We start from the raw sequence: 17384 nt of genomic DNA, 5'->3' as shown, positions 1-17384 counted from the left end.
TTGTAATTATTAATTAATAGATGATTCTAATACAATTTGTTGAATGTTTTTAATGTCAGTACTCATGTTAAATTTATCGAATTTATATTTTATATATCTTGAGGTAAAGTCATCATGTGTAGATAGTAGAATTTGGTAGTCTATGAAATCATTTCTTACAAGTTCAATGAAAGTGTGAATATTTAAATCATCCATTGTTTGAACCGGATCGTCAATAGATAAAAATTTAAAATTATCATTAGTATTGTACACTTTATTTAGTGATAAACAAAATGCTAATGATACAACTGCCATTTGGCCAGAACTGAGATGATATACTATGTCATGATCTGAATAATTTCCTGTCTTAAATCTAACATTGTTACTTTGACCTGTTGAATGTATCTCGACAAATATACCTAGCCCCTGTTGGTAACTCTGAAGAATTTTTCCAGAATAAATATAGAAGGGAACTTTTATTCTTTCAATCATTTCAGCTTTATGGTCTTGGATAGTTTTATGTATTTTATTATAAATACGATGAATTTTATTTAACAACTCTGATAGTTTATCCAGCCTTGTCTGTAGGAAAGTAAGTCTTGTATTTACCATTAAAGCATAGGATCCCGATAAATATATTGCTTTTTCAAGAATCATTTCATTTGTTATAATTGAAAATTTTTCTTTATCTGCGTCAAAATATTGGATATATAAATGTTTATTTTCTATTAATAATTCATTATACACTAATTCTGCTAAAAGAGTTTGCTCTAAAAAAAATTTAAGTAAAGCTTGTTTTTCGACAATTTCAGCTAAAGTAGTTGGTGGCTGAAGGAAGTTTATTTCATTCAGTAATTCACTATTTAAGATAGGATAGCTTTCAAAAATTTGATCCGTTAAATCCCTTAAATTAGTAAATCCTCTGAAAAGAGCAATAACAGTTTGCTCTGTAACTTTGTTGTTAGATATAAATAATTTTGCTGAATCTGCTATTTTAGCATGTACCGCTTTCAAGCTTTCTTCTAATTCTGTTTTTTGTTGCAGTTTTTGAGCATTATATAATTCTAATGAAAAAGTTTTAGACTGTATTGCAGATTCTAAAGATTCAAACGAATCAAAACTTGAATCACATAGAGGACAGTTTGTTTCAATAATGTGATCAGTATGTTTTATTTTATTAAACTCTTCAAGAATTTTATTTCGATCAGAATTTATTTCTGAAATAATTCTACCAATATCCCCCAAATCTCTGTTTATGTCTTTTATACTATTCTCAAAAACAAGATAATCGGAATATTCTTGATTTTCAGGTAAAAACAAATCAAAATATTCTTTTTTGATAAATGTAGTATTGCTAGTTTCTAAAAATTCTCTAGCCTTTGCTAATTTTGAATTGATTGTTTCTAGGGTTTCCACCAATTCAGTACTATAAATGGGCTTTATTAATATTGCTTTTAATATTTGCTCATTAGCAAGTACTTCGTTATTCAGTTTATGATATCTTACTGACTTTTCGTACTCATCAGGGGAAAAGTTATTTCGAAGAAGTAATAATTTAGAAAGTAAATCTTGGTAATAATTAAGTTGTTCCTTAGCTGAGTCTAAATTTCTAAACGGTAACTCCAAATCAAAATCAAAATCTTTTTCCTGAAGTAATTTTTTATACTCTCCTGTTTCCGAATCTTGTAAGGAATCTCGTAGTTGATTTATTTGTTCATCAATTCCTGTTTGTTGTCTCGTCAAGGTATCTTTCAATTCCTGAAGTTTTTGTTTTTCACCTTCTTCCTTTTCGATGTTAAAAAGAAAGCCTAATGAAGCTCCTTTGTCATCTTCATTTTTACGCAAAAAATAAATACTATCTTCCTGTTGAATGTAATTAAACAGATAGTATACTGATGATAAATCAACTCTCGAATCTGCGCCGTAAATTATAGCATTAATTTGATCCTGTTGAGTAGGTGAAAGTTCTGAAAAATCATCTTCAGAAAAATGAGTTGGGTTTGTGGAGAGAAATGTCGTAAAAATATTTCCTGCATCTCCGGGGATAAAATCTCTTCCAAAAACTTTTTTTGTGGGTGATTCATCATCATCATAAAATTTTATAATAATATATTCGGTATTCGATGTCGAATCATGAAGCCATAACTTAAGAATAACATCTTCGTTATCAGTATTTTGAAAAAAAGGCTTATTCTTATTGTTAGTTTTCTTTTGAACATTCTCAAACAAATTTATTCTTTTAAATTCACCTGTAAGACAGATTTCGATAACATCAAAAATAGTTGTTTTTCCAAACCCATTTGGACCTGAAAGAATGTTTACCTGTACGTTTGAATCATTGAAATCAAAAATTGTTTTGGACTTAATTCCTTTAAAATTCTGAAGGGATATTTTTTTTAATTTAATCATTGGGAAAAAAACTTAAAAGGTCATTTATTTCAGTTTCATCCTCAACCCTACTAAAATCGAGTTTTTTTATTTCATTTGTCTTACTAAGTAAAGTTGTATAAAGAGGTATATCATAATCAAGTGTATTTGTGATTTTCTCACTGAGTGCTGTAAATCCTTCTCTATCTTCAGCAAGACTTAAAAATGGAAGTTTTATAAATAACTCCATGATGACAACATATTCAGCTATATCAGTTTTATATCCAATTGAAGCAAAAACATTAAAAAGCTCAATATTGCCAACCTTCTTCCTTAATGAAGGTATCAATGGGGAATCAGTAAGTTGAATGATCGATGCGTCAGTATAAAGTACTACATATTTTTTAAAAAAATATTCATCCTCCTCAAATAAAAGAATCTGTTGTTGTAACTCTTCAATAGATTCTATATTATTACATTTAACTAGTACAATTAAAGAAGAATTTTTTTCTATTGTAATTTGTTCGCCATTATTTACAATCGTAGTGAAGCCATCTAAAACTCTTTTATACTGTTCGTTCTCCTTAATTAATTCTTTACTCTTTAAATTAATGAAATCTGCTTCTGAGATATTTACTATAAAAAAGTATGATTTTTCCTCTCTCGTGTAACATTGAAGTGTTGCATTTTCTACTATAGTATAGCCGGACTCATTTAAAATTTTGCTAATTATTTCCTCCATTATTTAAATTTAGTTTTTTTAATGCGCTTTCTCTGTTGATAAGTTTGCTATTAGTAAATGACATAAATTTTTTCTTGTCATCAATTTGTTGTTCAGTATTAGGAATATTATTGATATTTGGATTTCTTGAAACAAGATCAACTTCAATATATTTATTAATTAAAGAGTGATTTTCCCACAATAGATTCTGGGAATCGATATTGATCAATATATTTTTGATGACTTCAAGCTGGTCTTGTTCTTCTTCAATAATTGCAGTTAAAATATACCTGCTTGGTTCATTCTCTATATGATATTTTACCGCATTTTCTACTAGCGAAGGGTCTGAGTGAATAATATTTATAATCATTTTAAAGAATACCTGTTTTAATCCGTTTCCATTATAATAGATCTGAGAATGCTTTAATCTTTCTGGAGTTTCATGTAAATTTAACCTTTGAAGAAAGGATAAAAAATTAGTATCATTTAATGTATTTATCTGTTTGAAAATATTTTCTTCAAGAAATTCTATGCGTGCTTGTTCTAAATCTTCAGATTTTAATATTTGTGCATAGGTATCATAGAATAATTTCCTGCACTCAAAAATCTCTTTTTGTACAAATGTTTCCCTACTCCTAATTAGATCGTTAACTTCGGATAAACAAAATTTGATATCAAACAAATGTTTATGTTTTTTTTGATGCTCGTACCTAATACGATGATCTAGTTCAAAGGTTAACCTGCAATAAGCTTCAGAGATTACGGCATCATTTTCATTGAGAATATTATTTAATTCTATTTTTATAAAATTTTCAATTTCAGTGGTTCCACAGTGGAACTGTGTTGTTGTATATTCGTATCTTCGGACATTATTAGTATTCCTCGTGGTAGAGGTATCCCAATCACTTATTTCTACTGCTGTATGTAGAAACTTATCATTTCCATCTTCAAAAGCCTCATTTAATACAGCATTATATTTACTTTTATTTTGGTTTCCATCAGAATAATATGCTTTAACCTGATGAACTGTTTTGTAAAGAGGATTAGCCCCAGGAATATCTTCGTAAATTGCAACATCTTCATGTGTTTCAAATTGTACAAAATGTGTATTTAGATTGATTCCCGACTCTTGCATAGTCCGCAGAGCAACTAATAACCCTACCTGACCTTGATGCGAATAGCCACTCCAACTAGCTGTAGCGTTTCTATCACACATTATTTTTCATTTTAATAATTTTTATGATTATAAAAGTCTTTTAATTTTATATTGTTTTTTATAAAACGACATTAACAATATTCTGATCATTATCAAATCTACTCATCTGTTTATGATTTACGTTACGGTTTCCCATAAACAGCAAAAATAAAAACCCTCTTAAAATTTTCAATCAGTATTTTTACTGTATTTCTAGAGAATTTTGCCACAAAAAAAATCCCAACTCTCGTCAGGATTTATTTTAGAAATAAAAAATTTTCTTACTGAAAACATCCATTATTTCCCAAGATACTTTTTAACCGCATCAACGGAATCTCCAACAGCTTCAACTGCTTTTTTCAATTGGTCTTTGGTAACCCCAAGTTTTTTTGACCAATCGTTTAATTCCCACTCCTCGTTCACATTTATTCTGATTGCATCCTGTGGTCTTTTTTTACCTAAATCATCGGGCATAATAATTTTTTTTTTTGATTAATAAGAGCAAAGGTAAACAGCCTTTAAACCATATCCTTACGGTTTTCCGTAAAAATAAAAAATCCCAACTTTCGTCAGGATTTTCTCTTATTTTGATTTTTAAATTCTTTTTGTAGGTGATCGATTTCACTTTCAATCTTCTTTAATTCTTTTTCATTGAGTTTTGTAAATAAATGTAATAGATCAATTTCAAGAAAATTACAAAATAGAATAAGACTTTCAATGGTTGGGTTTGTTTCAGCTTTTTCAATTCTACCAACATGGTTGCTTGAGATATTCAGCTCATTTCCAAGCTGAAACAGAATAACAGTTTTTAATTCTTTTTGCAATGTAGCAGAGGTTTCTACGTAAAGAAGGAAAGCAATTTTATATGATTGTAATTACAAATGGGAAGTCGTTAATTCCAATTCTAGTAGGTGTTTGAGCTCCTTTAGTCAAGATATTTACTTGAGATTTTGCCTGCTCAAATATATTTCCTGCGGAATATATTGAATTTCTAAAATATTCGTGCGCATAAATTGCTATATCAATCATTACTTGTAAAAAGAAAAAATTATGGGCGCTTTCGTCAATATCACAAGCAAATAAATATAGTGTCCCTTCATCAGCATTCTCTATAGCTGAATTAAATAATTGAGCAGACTCTTCACGAGTGAGAGGAGCTTTCACGGTTCCCCCGTATGCATATTTGGGTACTAATCTATTAATCCTCTTAATATCTAATTCAAAATCGATGATATCTCTACAAGATTCAATGATATGTAGTTGTTTTGGGCAGGAATATTGAATTTGACCAGGATTAATTATCGTATGTTCTTGCAATTGAAAAATTTGAATTCCATCTTTGTTTGCTCCATGGCCAATTAGTACTACAATTAAATAATCTTGATTATTTAACATTGTTAGGTTATTAAGAGTTTCTATATCAGGTTCTTCTAGTATAATTATTTCTGAGTCAAAGTCAAATGCTCCACCTGCATTACTAGTAAAAAAATCAATATAAAGTTGGATTATTTTTCTATCATTAATTAATTCTGTAGGTGTTTTACTATAGCCTTTTATAAATAAAACTTTCTTTTCCAATTTCATAAACTTTAAGTTAATAGGATTTTATAAGGCTTTTTAACAGATTGCCTGAACAGCAAAAATAAAAAGGCTCGTGAAATTTTCAATCAGTATTTTCACGGAATTTCTAAATGATTTCGAAAATTTTGTCAAAAAAATAATCCCAACTTTCGTCAGGATTATTCATTTATAAGTTTAAAGAAATCAGATAAACTAATTTTTCTTGCTTCGCATATTTTAAAAAGTGTTTCAACTGGTATTCTGTAAGTTTCTTCACTTTTAATTTTTCTAATGGTACTTTCTTCTACGCCATGATTTTTGGCAAAAGAATTTTGTGACTTGCCTTCTTGAAGCCAAGGTATCAACCATTTTTTTGTAATGTATGAACAAATTTTTTCGTTTATATCTGTCATAGAACAAATGAAATAATTAAATAATAAAAAATTACGGTCGATCGACCGTAATTAAATTTCTTTTCTTACATTTATAAAAAAATACAAACAATGAAAAAGATAAAAACAGATTTTAATCCCCGGTTTTGGGTAGACAAGAAGCACTCCGGGTTGCAGCTGATGGAAACTTTCTTTCAGTTCAACGAGCTGGATGTTTCCAAAGAAAGGCTCAACAATATGATGAATTATGCAGTAAAAAGAAATAGCTGGATCAATGAAGACCCGGCGATCATCTTTGAGTTTTACCATTCGATGAGATCATTGATCCGGGCAGGGTATCTCATCATGCTGAAAGACAGGAAATGGACGGTCGATACCAAGACTGAAAAGATTTCCCCGTGGGTACTTGGCCTGCTTTCGGAGAAAGAATACCGGAATCCTCTGCTGGTTTTCAAAAATGCATTCAGAGAATACACCCTCAAAGAGTTTGATTATTTTATGTCTGGAATCGTCTATTTTTCAATGGGTGTCTATGAAAATCTACCGGAAAGAAATATCGTGATGCCCTACATTCATACGGTTAAAATGCTGGATGCTGCCCACCTTATACTTCAAAGAAGGAGAGAAAAGAAGATGGAGGACACCCATTCAGAATAAAAAAGTTGAGCGTAATGAAGCTAAAGCTTTGCGTTAGAAAAACATACCATCATTACATTATTTTGATTACAAAGATTAACGCAAAGTTGATGAATAATTCCGATTTATGGTAAGTGGGCAAAGTGATGCGGCTTTGTCGCTGATGAAGCTGTATGCTTTTCCATGCGCTTCGACGAATCAACGAGAAATGATTGTCAATCATCATTTCTCAAATATTGTGTTTTATTGTCTCTGTTGCGCAAGGTCTCCCGAGTTTGAGCTAGTAAATAAGATTATTTCCTTTACACTTGCTCCAAAGTCAGGAGACTTCGGAGAGCAAGTGATGCAAACATCACTTGTGATTTTACAAAATGTAGCGTAAACTTCGTAGATAAATAAGAAATGAGGCTGTCTCAAAAGTGTCTTTCTGAACACAGACTGAAGGTCTGCGAACGAAGTTCTGAAATGTAGTGAAGAATCTTATATATGTGGTTATTAAAGAGATTCTTCCTTCGTCAGAATGACAAAAACCAAATTAGTTGACTTTTGAGACAGCCTCATTATATTATGGTGCTTTTACTTGCTCTATCTTTATGTATATTTTAGAAAGGTTGGGTTGGGCACTGCCTGAGGTAGGGGCTCCTGCCATAATGGTTGCGGTATAAGCGGTTTTTGAAGAAGCATTACTGTCTATCCAGGTATATCTTCTATGCTCAGGTCCACCACTGGCTCCATCTATAATTCCTACGTTCCCCCAGTAAGCACTTCCTACTGCTCCAGTGCCTTGAGGAAACCAAGTAGCTGATGCATCTCCCATACCACCCCATACTCCTGAAGTAATATTGTTTGTGGTTACAGCTGCTCCAATATAACCGCCATATTCGGTATTATAATTCCAATACAGATTAACGGTAGCACCTGTATTATTATACAATTGTACATTAGGAACTGCAGCGGTTGTACCACTTGTGGTATCAAATATTACCCTGATGGAATACTTCCCATCTGGGGTAGTAAGAGGGAAAGTATAGGCTTGTTTTCCGTTGGGATCGGTTGTTAAGGTAGGATATCCCATCGCAGCGAGAGATGAGATGTCTGCACGACTGCTATTTCCCACTGTAGCGGTACAGTTTTGTCCTGCTGTTAGGAAAGGAACTGCAGTGCTGTTCAGAGGAAGAGTCATATCATTACCAGTGGTAGGAGTCCCGGTCACGGAGAATACCAATTCGCCATCACCAAACTCTAGGGTTCCGGGTCTTAGCTGGAAGGTTAATCCGTTCACTGTAAAGGGAGCTCCGGAATTATACGCACCTCCGTTTCCTTGGCTATAAGTAACTCTCAGGTTTCCGTTGAAAGGAGTACCTGCAGTATAAGTAGAAGGATTTAAGTAAGCTGTGGTACATTGTAAAGCTGAAATCGCCGGAGAGATGGCATTGGTTGCCTGTGTAAGTCTCTGCCATAGCGCTCCATCAAAATAATAATAGCCCATAGCATTAACAAGGATACGTTGTCCTGTGGCATCTCCACCGGTAACATCCGTAATATAAATTAATGCTCCTCTTTGATCACTGCCATAGGTAGCAGTATTAGCTGTAAGCTCAGCTCTTGTAAGCCTCGGAGCCTGTAATCCGAATGTTTGTGTGTTATCCGTAATCACTCCTGAACCATCTCTTTTAGCAGATACATCCATCGTTGTTTTCGGTAAAGTTGTATTGAAGCCTACTTGGGCAAGGGAAAATCCAGAAATAAGAATAGCACTGAATTGTGTAAATTTTGTTTTCATGTTAAGGTGTTATTTGGATAAATCAAATATAACTTTTTTTTATGAAAAAAATAAAAAAAATCATTTATTGTTGAAATAAAATAATTAATTCGTTATATTCTATTGAAATATGGGGATTTTGAATGGGTTTGTAACGTTTTTAATTTCAGTGTTTTATGCTTGGTTAAAACTATTTATATCAAATTTTCCCAAATTCTATTCTTCTCTAAAATATGATGTTTTTTATTTAATATACAGATATTTGTACTCATTATTTTATTTCTAATCGGTTCTAATATCTTGATGGCATCACTAAATATATTATAGTTAAATATAAATGGTTATCAATGAATCTGATAAAATGTCCAAAATCTACTGATTGGATTGTCCTGATAGAATTACCTATCTTGGAGACAAGAGAATGGTAATAAAACCCAGAAAGAATCGGCGGAGTTGATTTTTGAAGCGAATGTTATTGATCAGCCTCATCCTAATCTATTTCTTCTTAACACAATTAAAAATAAAGCATATTTTAAATAGAAACTTTGCGTTTATCTTTTTAATCAAAAAAAAAATTTCAAACACGATGCGTTGAGTAATATGTGTTTTATAATCGATAAGAAGTAGAATTAACATTTTTATAAAATACTATCGGGCACATTCAGGTATATAACGCCATATTTTTTTCTATATTTAGAACTATATTAGTATACATGTTTATTAATGTTTAATAAAATGGCTTGTGTTTGTATTTTGAACTCTAAAGCATGCCTAAATTGTGATATAAAAAAAAGACAATGCCAATAAACCCACTACCTCCGGATGGAGGCATGTTATATAAAGAAACAGATATGGCTCAGTTTTTCCCTGAGCCATTAAATGCAATAACGGCTCTGTTATTTTTAGGCTTGGCCATTTTTTGGACCATTAAAATGAAGGGTAATTTTAAAGAATATCCTTTTTTAACATACTGCTTAATTTTATTATATATTGGCGCCATTGGAGGAACGGTTTATCATTCATTCAGAGAATGGCCGGTATTTATCATGATGGATTGGATGCCCATTATGTTGCTCTGTTTATCTGCCGGATTTTATTTTTTAGCTCAGAGCATCAAATGGTACTATGCTGTTGTAATGATTCTTGCCTATATAGTACTCATGTTGGGTTTGAGAAATTGGATGTTGGTAGATAACCCATCTCTTTTTATCAACGTAAATTATGCAATCATGGCTTCATTTGTGCTTTTTTCGGTAGTAAGTTATTTAATCTATACCCAATGGAAAGCTGGCAAATGGGTAGGCTTTGCTTTATTGTCGTTTGTTCTTGCACTCACTTTCCGCATCGTTGATAAATGGGACTGGCTGAGTTTCGGAACCCACTTTTTATGGCATACTTTTGGGGCAATAGCCACATTTTGTATGTTTAATTATATCTATCTTACGCGGAATGCAATTAGAAAAGCATAAGGAGTTTTTATTTTCCCGGAAACTATCATTAACAAATAAGTGTGTTTAAATTTAACCACAAAAGTCACAAAAGATTTTATTTTTTTAAACACTTTAGTACACTTTAGAAAGTTTAAAAGAATACCGCATAATTAAGTTCACATAAGATGAAAATCAAAGATTTTTTAAAACTTAAGTGAACTTATTCTGCACCAGGATATCCTCTTAAGCTCACTTAAGTGTTTCAATCTGTGGTTTAATAAAAAAGTTTAAACTTCATCACAGTAGATTTTATTTTTCAAACACTTTAGTACACTTTAGAAAGTTTAAAGGAATACCGCATAATTAAGTTCACATAAGATGAAAATCAAAGATTTTTTTAAACTTACGTGAACTTATTCTGCACCAGGATATCCTCTTAAGCTTACTTAAGTGTTTCAATCTGTGGTTTTAAAAAAAAGTTTAAACTTCACCACAGTAGATTTTATTTTTCAAACCCTTTAGTACACTTTAGAAAGTTTAAAGGAATACCGCATAATTAAGTTCACATAAGATGAAAATCAAAGATTTTCAACAAAACTTACGTGTACTTCTTATACACAAAGTATATAACTTAAAATAGCTTAAGTGTTTAAAAATCTTTTGTGACTTTTGACTCCGTCGAAATAACATTCATCGACTAAAAGGAGATAATCTTTGATTTGTGGTTTAATAAAAAAATAAACAGCTTTTTTTGTGAAATTCACAGTTTAATTCTTTTAAGGTTGAAAGAAAGATGATTTACTTATATTTGCCCTGCAAAGTAAAATTAAATGTTCAAAAAAGTAAGCACTGTATTTATCCTAGGATTTTATACGGTTTTTTGTTCGGCCCAACAGGTCCGGCCATCAAAATCATCTGAAATTTACCGTGAACTCAAAACCCTTAAACAGCTGCCTAAAGTTTTATACCTTGCAGCTCATCCCGATGATGAAAATACGGGATTGCTCTCCTGGTTAATCAACGACCAAAATGTAGAAACGGGCTATTTGTCTTTGACCAGAGGGGATGGTGGGCAGAATTTATTAGGCACAGAGCAGGGTGCTGCATTGGGTTTAATCAGGACACATGAGCTTTTAGAGGCAAGAAAGTTAGACGGCGCCCAACAGTTTTTTACCAGAGCGATTGATTTTGGGTTTTCTAAAAACACTACCGATACCTTTAAACAATGGGATGTAGACGGTATTACAGCGGATGTAGTCTGGGTAATCCGTCAATTTCGTCCTGATGTTATCATCTGTCGTTTTCCTCCTACTGCTGCGGCAGGTCACGGACAGCATGCGGCTTCGGCCGTGGTTGCGGAAAAAGCTTTTAAGCTGGCAGGTGACAAAACGGCTTTTCCAGACCAACTAAAATATGTTAATACATGGCAGCCAAAACGTGTACTGTGGAATACCTTTCGCTTTGGTGGGGTCAATACGACAGCCGAAAATCAACTGAAAGTTACCGTTGGGCAATATGATGCGCAATTGGGAATGGGCTATGGTGAATTGGCAGGATTAAGCAGAAGTTTACATAAAAGCCAGGGTGCGGGAACACAATCTGTAGCCGGCATCAGAACAGAATATTTTGCCCATGTTATTGGTGAACCTGCAAAAGCAAACCTTTTTGACGGAGTAGTTAAAACCTGGACTTCAAAAGGAAACGCTGATATTGACCAATCATTAGATAAAATTATTTCCGCTTTCAATTTCAATAATCCAGACTTTAGCTTGCCTGCTTTGCTTGCTTTGCGAAAAAAAGTGATGGCACTAAAAGATGCAGACCTGAAAAAGGATAAAATTAAATCTCTTGACCATATCATTTTAAGCTGTGCCGGATTTATGGGCGAGGTGGTGACCAATCAGGCCGAAGCTGTTGCCGGAGATCATTATAGTTTCAGATTAAATCTGATTTCAAGAGCTGCAAATTCTGTGGTTTTAGAAGATGTACAATGGTTAAGTCAATCAGCAAGCTTCAATAGAAGACTATCAAAAGATTCTTTAATTACCATTCAGCATGACATTCAGATTCCTGCGGATGCAGCACTCACCGAACCTTACTGGTTGGCAAAACCAGCCACGAATGCAGCAACTTTCTCTGTTCCAAATGATACTTTAATCGGTTTGCCTGAGGCAGAATCACCGCTGAATGTTTTGCTTGGTTTAAAAATCGGTTCGGAAAATTTTCAGGTTAAGCTTCCTTTATCTTTCAAGAAATTAGATCCGGTGCGTGGTGATGTGGTAGAAGCCTTGCGCATTGTTCCTGCATTGGAACTTAAATTTACACAACCATTGTATTGGGTTAAGGAAAATGAAGATCTACATTTGAGTTTAAATGTTAAGGTTAATTCTAACAGACCATATACTAAAGGAATTCTCAACCTGATGTATAACGGAGAGCGATTAGGCAGCGCTGATGTAAGCTCGCTTAATGGAAAAGATACTACCATCGATTACGTTATTCCCAAAACTAAGCTTGCCGCAATACATTCATCACGTTTGCAATTGGATGCCAATTTTGTGGCAGATGGAGTCGCTTATCATAAAAAACAAATATTAATTCAGTACCCGCATTTACCCACCTTACAATATTTTTCGCCTGCAACGGTAACCGTCATGAAAGGTGATATTCAGGCGAAGGTTAAAAAAGTGGGTTATATAGAAGGTGCGGGCGATTTCATTCCTGAGTTCCTACGCATTGCAGGGATTCAGGTAGATGTTTTGAAAGACGAAGATTTTTATGGCACATTAGATGAAACTGCTGGAAATGGTAGTCAAAACAAGCTATCACAATATGATGCCATTGTATTGGGTGTTCGTGCCAATAATACAGAGAAAAAACTGGGCCGCTGGATGCCTTTTTTATGGTCTTATGTAAAATCCGGAGGTAATTTGGTGATGCAGTATAATACCAGCCAGGATACCACTGTAGACCAATTGGGAATGTACAATTTCAGTATTGCCAATAAACGGGTTACCGAAGAAAATGCTGCGGTTACGTTTTTAAATCCCAATCATAAATTACTGAACTTTCCAAACAAAATCACTGCGGATGATTTTAAAGGCTGGGTACAGGAGCGTGGCGCCTATTTCCCTGCTCAATGGGATGCAGCGTATGAACCGCTTTTTGAAATGCACGATACAGATGAAGAGCCACAGCAGGGATCAACTTTATATGCCCAATACGGGAAGGGTAATTTTATTTATACACCGTTGGCATTTTTCAGACAGCTGCCTGCAGGAAATGTGGGAGCGGCACGTTTATTTTTTAACTTTTTATCTGCACAGAAAAACTGATGAACAAGCAACTTAAAAATTGGAATATCTGGTATGTACTATTAGCTGTTGCATTAGTATTGCAGATCGCATTTTATTATTGGTTTACTAAATTCTGGGCATGAGTAATATAGATTGGACAGTTCTCATTTTTACACTTGTTGCAGTGGTGGTTTACGGCGTATTCATCGGGCGTGGCCAAAAAAGCAACGAATCATACCTGAAAGCAGATAATAAAATGCCTTGGTATATTGTACTGATAGGTATTATGGCTACGCAGGCAAGCGCGATTACATTTTTGTCAGCCCCGGGGCAGGCTTATACAGACGGTATGCGTTTCGTTCAGTATTACTTTGGTTTGCCTTTGGCGATGATTGTGATCTGTATCACTTTCATCCCGATTTTTCAGCGCTTAAATGTTTACACGGCCTATGAATATTTAGAAAACCGTTTTGATAAAAAAACAAGGGTACTTACTTCACTGCTTTTTCTTTTTTCCAGAGGCTTATCTACGGGAATCAGCATTTACGCTCCGAGTATCATCTTATCAAGCGTTTTAAACTGGAATATTTATTTAACTAATGTTTTAACGGGGGGCATTCTGTTGATTTATACCTATGTTGGCGGTGCAAAAGCGATTGCTCACACCCAAAAATTACAGTTTCTTATTATTTTGGGAACCATGGCTTTTGCGGGGTATTTGCTTATTCAAAATATGCCGAATGGAATTGGGGTTAACGATGCGCTGTATCTGGCAGGAAAATCCGGAAAGCTCAATGTAATCACCACAGAATTCGATTGGAAAGATAAATACAACATTTGGAGTGGGCTGATTGGTGGTTTTTTTCTGGCACTTTCTTATTTCGGAACGGATCAGAGTCAGGTCGGGAGGTATATTACTGCGAAGGACAATACCAATGCAAAAATGGGCTTGCTGTTGAACGGATTGGTTAAAATTCCGATGCAATTTTCTATTCTCCTGATCGGTGCCTTGCTTTTCGCATTCTTTTCTCTAAAACCGGCTCCGATTTATTTTAACGAACGCTCTTATCAACATTTAAAGGAATCACAACCTGAACAGGCTGCGGTATTTGAAAAAGAGCATCAGGATTTACAACTAAAATTTAATGCAGAATCGAAAGAGATTCTAAAACTAAAAGAAACTCATTCTCCCCATCTCAAAAAAACAATTCAGGATTTTAAGAACACACAAGCCCAGGTAAAAGCACTTCACGGCAGGGTAGAGGAAGCTATTAATAACTCGAACTATAATGCAGAAAAAACGGATACCAATTACATTTTCCTGTATTTCGTTAAAAATACCTTACCTGTAGGGATGATCGGTTTATTGTTTGCCGTCATTTTTCTGGCCAGCTGGGGTTCAATTTCTGCGGCGCTGAATTCCCTTGCTGCCTGCTCATTAAAAGATGTTCATTTGATATTTAAAAAAGAAATTCCTGATGATGCCACCGAATTAAAGTATAGCCGCCTGCATACTTTAGCTTGGGGTATTTTCTCAATCGGTGTAGCTATGTTTGCCACTCAAATGGGTTCTCTCATTGAAGCGGTTAATGTATTAGGTTCTCTTTTCTACGGTCCGATATTAGGGATTTTTCTGGTCGCTTTTTACTATAAAAAAATCACCGGTTCCAATGTATTTATTTCTGCAATATTATCAGAAATCGCGGTTATTGCCGTTTATAATTTTGATATCGTTTCTTTCCTTTGGCTCAACGTTATTGGGGCAGCGGCAGTGATTATATTTTCCGCAATCGGATTACTGTTTTATAAGCAGAAAGCAGTAAATTCGTAAACGAACAACAGTAAATATACAAACAAACAAAAATATTATGAAAACCATCATTAAATCTGCAGCCGTACTTGTTGCGACCATGACAATCTCTATGAATGCCTTTGCACAGGATACTAAAAAACCTGCCAGCCCTCCGGCTACTGCGACAGGAAAAATTAAAGATGCAACCATTACCATTGCCTATAGCAGTCCTTCTGTTAAAGGGCGTACCATCTGGGGCGGTTTGGAAGCTTATGATAAAGTTTGGCGCGCGGGAGCCAATGAAGCAACGACTTTCGAAACGGATAAAGACATTACCGTTCAGGGTAAAAAACTTCCTGCAGGTAAATACAGCTTTTTCTTAATCCCAAAACAAAGCGGAACCTGGACTGCGATTTTTAACAAAGAACCAAAACAATGGGGTGCTTATAAATACCAAGAAGCTAAAGATGCTTTGCGTGTGGATGTAAAAACACAAGCTTTACCAGCAACACAGGAAACTTTAGTATATAAAATAAACAGTAATGGATTTACAATGGATTGGGATAAAATCTCAGTTCCTGTAGAGATCAAATAAATTTAGATAAGAAATTAAAATCCCGGTTAACCCGGGATTTTTTGTTTATAATTTTGATATTTTCTCAAAAATTACTGTCACTCAATAGTAAAAAGTATAATTTATTTTTGAGTGGTCAAAAGTTGGTTGATTTTCAAAACCATTTCCTTTGCATTCTGATTGGCTGGATCAAGTTCAAATGATTTCTGATAATCGCTTTTTGACAACGTGTATTCTTTTTTGTTAAAATAAGCTTCACCACGACTGTCATACACATTTCCTGACTTTGGAAACTGATTGACATTTAAGGTAAAAATCTTAAGTGCTGCATCTAATTGATTATCTTTTAGAAATTCATAACCAAGTCCGTTGAGTTCATTTTCATTGGAGAAGTTGTAGTCATTTGGATTATTCTTTTTCAGTTCTTGGTACAACACAATTCCTTTGTCGATATTTTTTAAACATTCTTTTCTAATGGTTAAGGCAATGGATTCTTTTTGAGGTTCAATGGGATAATTTTTCCATTGGTTCAAACTGGCAATACTTAAAAGAATTTCATCTATTAATTTAAAATTATTACCGTTAGTCATTACAACCAGACCGTTTCCGTCTTCAACACTTCCGATATAATAACACACAAAACCTTCATTTCCCCCACTATGTCCGAAATATTTTGTGCCTTTGAAATCATTCAGAAACACCCCATAATTATTCTCAATTCTCTTTACGGACATTTCCTTAGATAAAACTTTATTCGATTTACCTGCTAATGACAATTGTGTTTCGATGATATATTTTGCCAAATCATTTGGGTTAGTCCATAAACCGGCTGCGGCTTTTTCAGGATAAATATGATATTTACCTTTTACTTCTTTTCCATTGTTATAAGCTGTTGCCAATAATTTTTCTCTATCTGAAGAAGGTGGTTGATGGTAAGAGCTTTCGTTCATCCCTAATGGGGTCAAAACGTTTTTCAACATATAATCTTCATACTTTTCTCCTGTAGTGTTTTCAAGGATTAATTGTGAAATGGTTGTTCCGCCCCCTGAATATTGAAATTTAAGGTTGGGCTCAAACACAGACCGCACCGCAGGAGAATTGGCTGGTTTTTGTCCATCGAGAATTTGTATCAAGGTAGGTAATTCTTTCCCTTTTTGATAGCCTCCGAAGCCATGAACAGATAAACCCGCTTTATGACTCAACAGATTGGCAATAGAAATTTTTTTCCCTTTTGAAAGCGAATCGTATGGGAATTTCCAGGTTTTTAAATAATTATTAATGTCATCGTCCAACCCTAATTTTCCTTGTTCAATCAATTTTAAAAGACCGAGACTGTTGATAGACTTGCTAATAGATGCAGCCTGAAACAGTGTTTGCGGGGTGGCTTTTCTGTTTTCAGTAACATCCGCATATCCATAAGCTTTTGTCCATTCTATCTTATAATCTTTTATCACTGCAATGCTTACTGCATTCATATTGTAGAAAGCCATTCTTTCTTTTAGCGTCCATTTTTTTGTTTTCGATGTATCCCAACTGAGCAGATTGTCTTCGAATGATTTTATTTTATCCTTAACATTTTGGGCAAAAACATTCAACGATAAAGAAAGCAGTAGGATTAGGTTTAGTTTTTTCATTTAGAAATAATTAATTGATTCTGTATTTAATAAGACAATTCAAAAA

14 protein-coding genes are annotated in these 17384 nt (G+C 33.9%); 5 read left to right on the top strand and 9 right to left on the bottom strand.

Features of this window, described 5'->3' with window-relative positions; all coding sequences use genetic code 11:
* Positions 1 to 9 precede the first annotated feature (9 nt).
* The 7 genes from CHSO_RS17185 to CHSO_RS17160 form a co-directional block, all read right to left on the bottom strand.
* Positions 10 to 2388, bottom strand: a complete 2379-nt coding sequence (locus CHSO_RS17185; RefSeq protein ID WP_045498623.1) for an AAA family ATPase — start codon at positions 2386 to 2388, stop codon at positions 10 to 12.
* Positions 2381 to 3088: an ABC-three component system middle component 1 gene (locus CHSO_RS17180; protein ID WP_045498620.1), complete on the bottom strand. Its 708-nt coding sequence runs from the start codon at positions 3086 to 3088 to the stop codon at positions 2381 to 2383. Before CHSO_RS17180 ends, CHSO_RS17185 begins: the two co-directional genes overlap by 8 nt.
* On the bottom strand, positions 3072 to 4283 hold the full coding sequence (locus CHSO_RS17175) for an ABC-three component system protein (RefSeq protein WP_144428955.1): 1212 nt from the start codon (positions 4281 to 4283) through the stop codon (positions 3072 to 3074). The genes CHSO_RS17180 and CHSO_RS17175 overlap by 17 nt, the downstream gene beginning before the upstream one ends.
* 276 nt (positions 4284 to 4559) lie before the next feature.
* Positions 4560 to 4736, bottom strand: a complete 177-nt coding sequence (locus CHSO_RS25440; RefSeq protein WP_084221015.1) for a DUF3606 domain-containing protein — start codon at positions 4734 to 4736, stop codon at positions 4560 to 4562.
* A 95-nt stretch (positions 4737 to 4831) separates the two neighbouring features.
* Positions 4832 to 5086 carry a helix-turn-helix domain-containing protein gene (locus CHSO_RS17170; RefSeq protein WP_045498614.1) on the bottom strand — a complete coding sequence of 85 codons (255 nt, stop codon included), beginning with the start codon at positions 5084 to 5086 and terminating at the stop codon, positions 4832 to 4834.
* Positions 5087 to 5123: 37 nt separating this feature from the next.
* Entirely contained in the window at positions 5124 to 5840 is a 717-nt protein-coding gene (locus tag CHSO_RS17165) for a hypothetical protein (protein WP_171817663.1), read from the bottom strand.
* 161 nt (positions 5841 to 6001) lie between these two features.
* Positions 6002 to 6235 carry a helix-turn-helix domain-containing protein gene (locus tag CHSO_RS17160; RefSeq protein ID WP_002977873.1) on the bottom strand — a complete coding sequence of 78 codons (234 nt, stop codon included), beginning with the start codon at positions 6233 to 6235 and terminating at the stop codon, positions 6002 to 6004.
* Between the two features lie 90 nt (positions 6236 to 6325).
* On the opposite strand from CHSO_RS17160, the gene CHSO_RS17155 reads away from it, so the two are divergent.
* Entirely contained in the window at positions 6326 to 6871 is a 546-nt protein-coding gene (locus tag CHSO_RS17155) for a hypothetical protein (protein WP_045498608.1), read from the top strand.
* A gap of 544 nt (positions 6872 to 7415) precedes the next feature.
* Here the strand turns inward: CHSO_RS17155 and CHSO_RS17150 are convergent.
* Positions 7416 to 8633: a hypothetical protein gene (locus CHSO_RS17150; protein ID WP_045498604.1), complete on the bottom strand. Its 1218-nt coding sequence runs from the start codon at positions 8631 to 8633 to the stop codon at positions 7416 to 7418.
* A gap of 776 nt (positions 8634 to 9409) precedes the next feature.
* Here CHSO_RS17150 and CHSO_RS17145 point away from each other — a divergent pair.
* From CHSO_RS17145 to CHSO_RS17130, 4 genes are all read left to right on the top strand, one after another.
* Positions 9410 to 10081: a hypothetical protein gene (locus tag CHSO_RS17145; protein ID WP_045498601.1), complete on the top strand. Its 672-nt coding sequence runs from the start codon at positions 9410 to 9412 to the stop codon at positions 10079 to 10081.
* A gap of 791 nt (positions 10082 to 10872) precedes the next feature.
* Positions 10873 to 13377, top strand: a complete 2505-nt coding sequence (locus CHSO_RS17140) for a PIG-L family deacetylase (protein WP_045498598.1) — start codon at positions 10873 to 10875, stop codon at positions 13375 to 13377.
* 100 nt (positions 13378 to 13477) lie between these two features.
* Positions 13478 to 15169, top strand: a complete 1692-nt coding sequence (locus tag CHSO_RS17135; protein ID WP_045498595.1) for a sodium:solute symporter — start codon at positions 13478 to 13480, stop codon at positions 15167 to 15169.
* Positions 15170 to 15206: 37 nt separating this feature from the next.
* The gene (locus tag CHSO_RS17130) at positions 15207 to 15725 is read left to right on the top strand and encodes a DUF2911 domain-containing protein (RefSeq protein WP_045498593.1); all 519 of its coding nucleotides are present in this window, start codon (positions 15207 to 15209) and stop codon (positions 15723 to 15725) included.
* Positions 15726 to 15826: 101 nt separating this feature from the next.
* On the opposite strand, the gene CHSO_RS17125 is transcribed toward CHSO_RS17130, so the two are convergent.
* The gene (locus CHSO_RS17125) at positions 15827 to 17338 is read right to left on the bottom strand and encodes a serine hydrolase (protein WP_052480635.1); all 1512 of its coding nucleotides are present in this window, start codon (positions 17336 to 17338) and stop codon (positions 15827 to 15829) included.
* Positions 17339 to 17384 lie beyond the last annotated feature (46 nt).

This window comes from Chryseobacterium sp. StRB126, from assembly GCF_000829375.1.
GTDB lineage: Bacteria > Bacteroidota > Bacteroidia > Flavobacteriales > Weeksellaceae > Chryseobacterium.
The sequence above is the reverse complement of the archived record's forward strand: the minus strand, read 5'-3'. Positions and strand labels throughout refer to the sequence as shown.

Excerpts from the sequence above, each read along its gene's own strand:
- CHSO_RS17160 (WP_002977873.1), bottom strand. The coding sequence starts at position 6,235 with ATGACAGATATAAACGAAAAAATTTGTTCATACATTACAAAAAAATGG.
- CHSO_RS17145 (WP_045498601.1), top strand. The coding sequence starts at position 9,410 with ATGCCAATAAACCCACTACCTCCGGATGGAGGCATGTTATATAAAGAA.
- CHSO_RS17180 (WP_045498620.1), bottom strand. The coding sequence starts at position 3,088 with ATGGAGGAAATAATTAGCAAAATTTTAAATGAGTCCGGCTATACTATA.
- CHSO_RS17140 (WP_045498598.1), top strand. The coding sequence starts at position 10,873 with ATGTTCAAAAAAGTAAGCACTGTATTTATCCTAGGATTTTATACGGTT.
- CHSO_RS17130 (WP_045498593.1), top strand. The coding sequence starts at position 15,207 with ATGAAAACCATCATTAAATCTGCAGCCGTACTTGTTGCGACCATGACA.
- CHSO_RS17150 (WP_045498604.1), bottom strand. The coding sequence starts at position 8,633 with ATGAAAACAAAATTTACACAATTCAGTGCTATTCTTATTTCTGGATTT.
- CHSO_RS25440 (WP_084221015.1), bottom strand. The coding sequence starts at position 4,736 with ATGCCCGATGATTTAGGTAAAAAAAGACCACAGGATGCAATCAGAATA.
- CHSO_RS17185 (WP_045498623.1), bottom strand. The coding sequence starts at position 2,388 with ATGATTAAATTAAAAAAAATATCCCTTCAGAATTTTAAAGGAATTAAG.
- CHSO_RS17155 (WP_045498608.1), top strand. The coding sequence starts at position 6,326 with ATGAAAAAGATAAAAACAGATTTTAATCCCCGGTTTTGGGTAGACAAG.
- CHSO_RS17175 (WP_144428955.1), bottom strand. The coding sequence starts at position 4,283 with ATGTGTGATAGAAACGCTACAGCTAGTTGGAGTGGCTATTCGCATCAA.
- CHSO_RS17135 (WP_045498595.1), top strand. The coding sequence starts at position 13,478 with ATGAGTAATATAGATTGGACAGTTCTCATTTTTACACTTGTTGCAGTG.
- CHSO_RS17125 (WP_052480635.1), bottom strand. The coding sequence starts at position 17,338 with ATGAAAAAACTAAACCTAATCCTACTGCTTTCTTTATCGTTGAATGTT.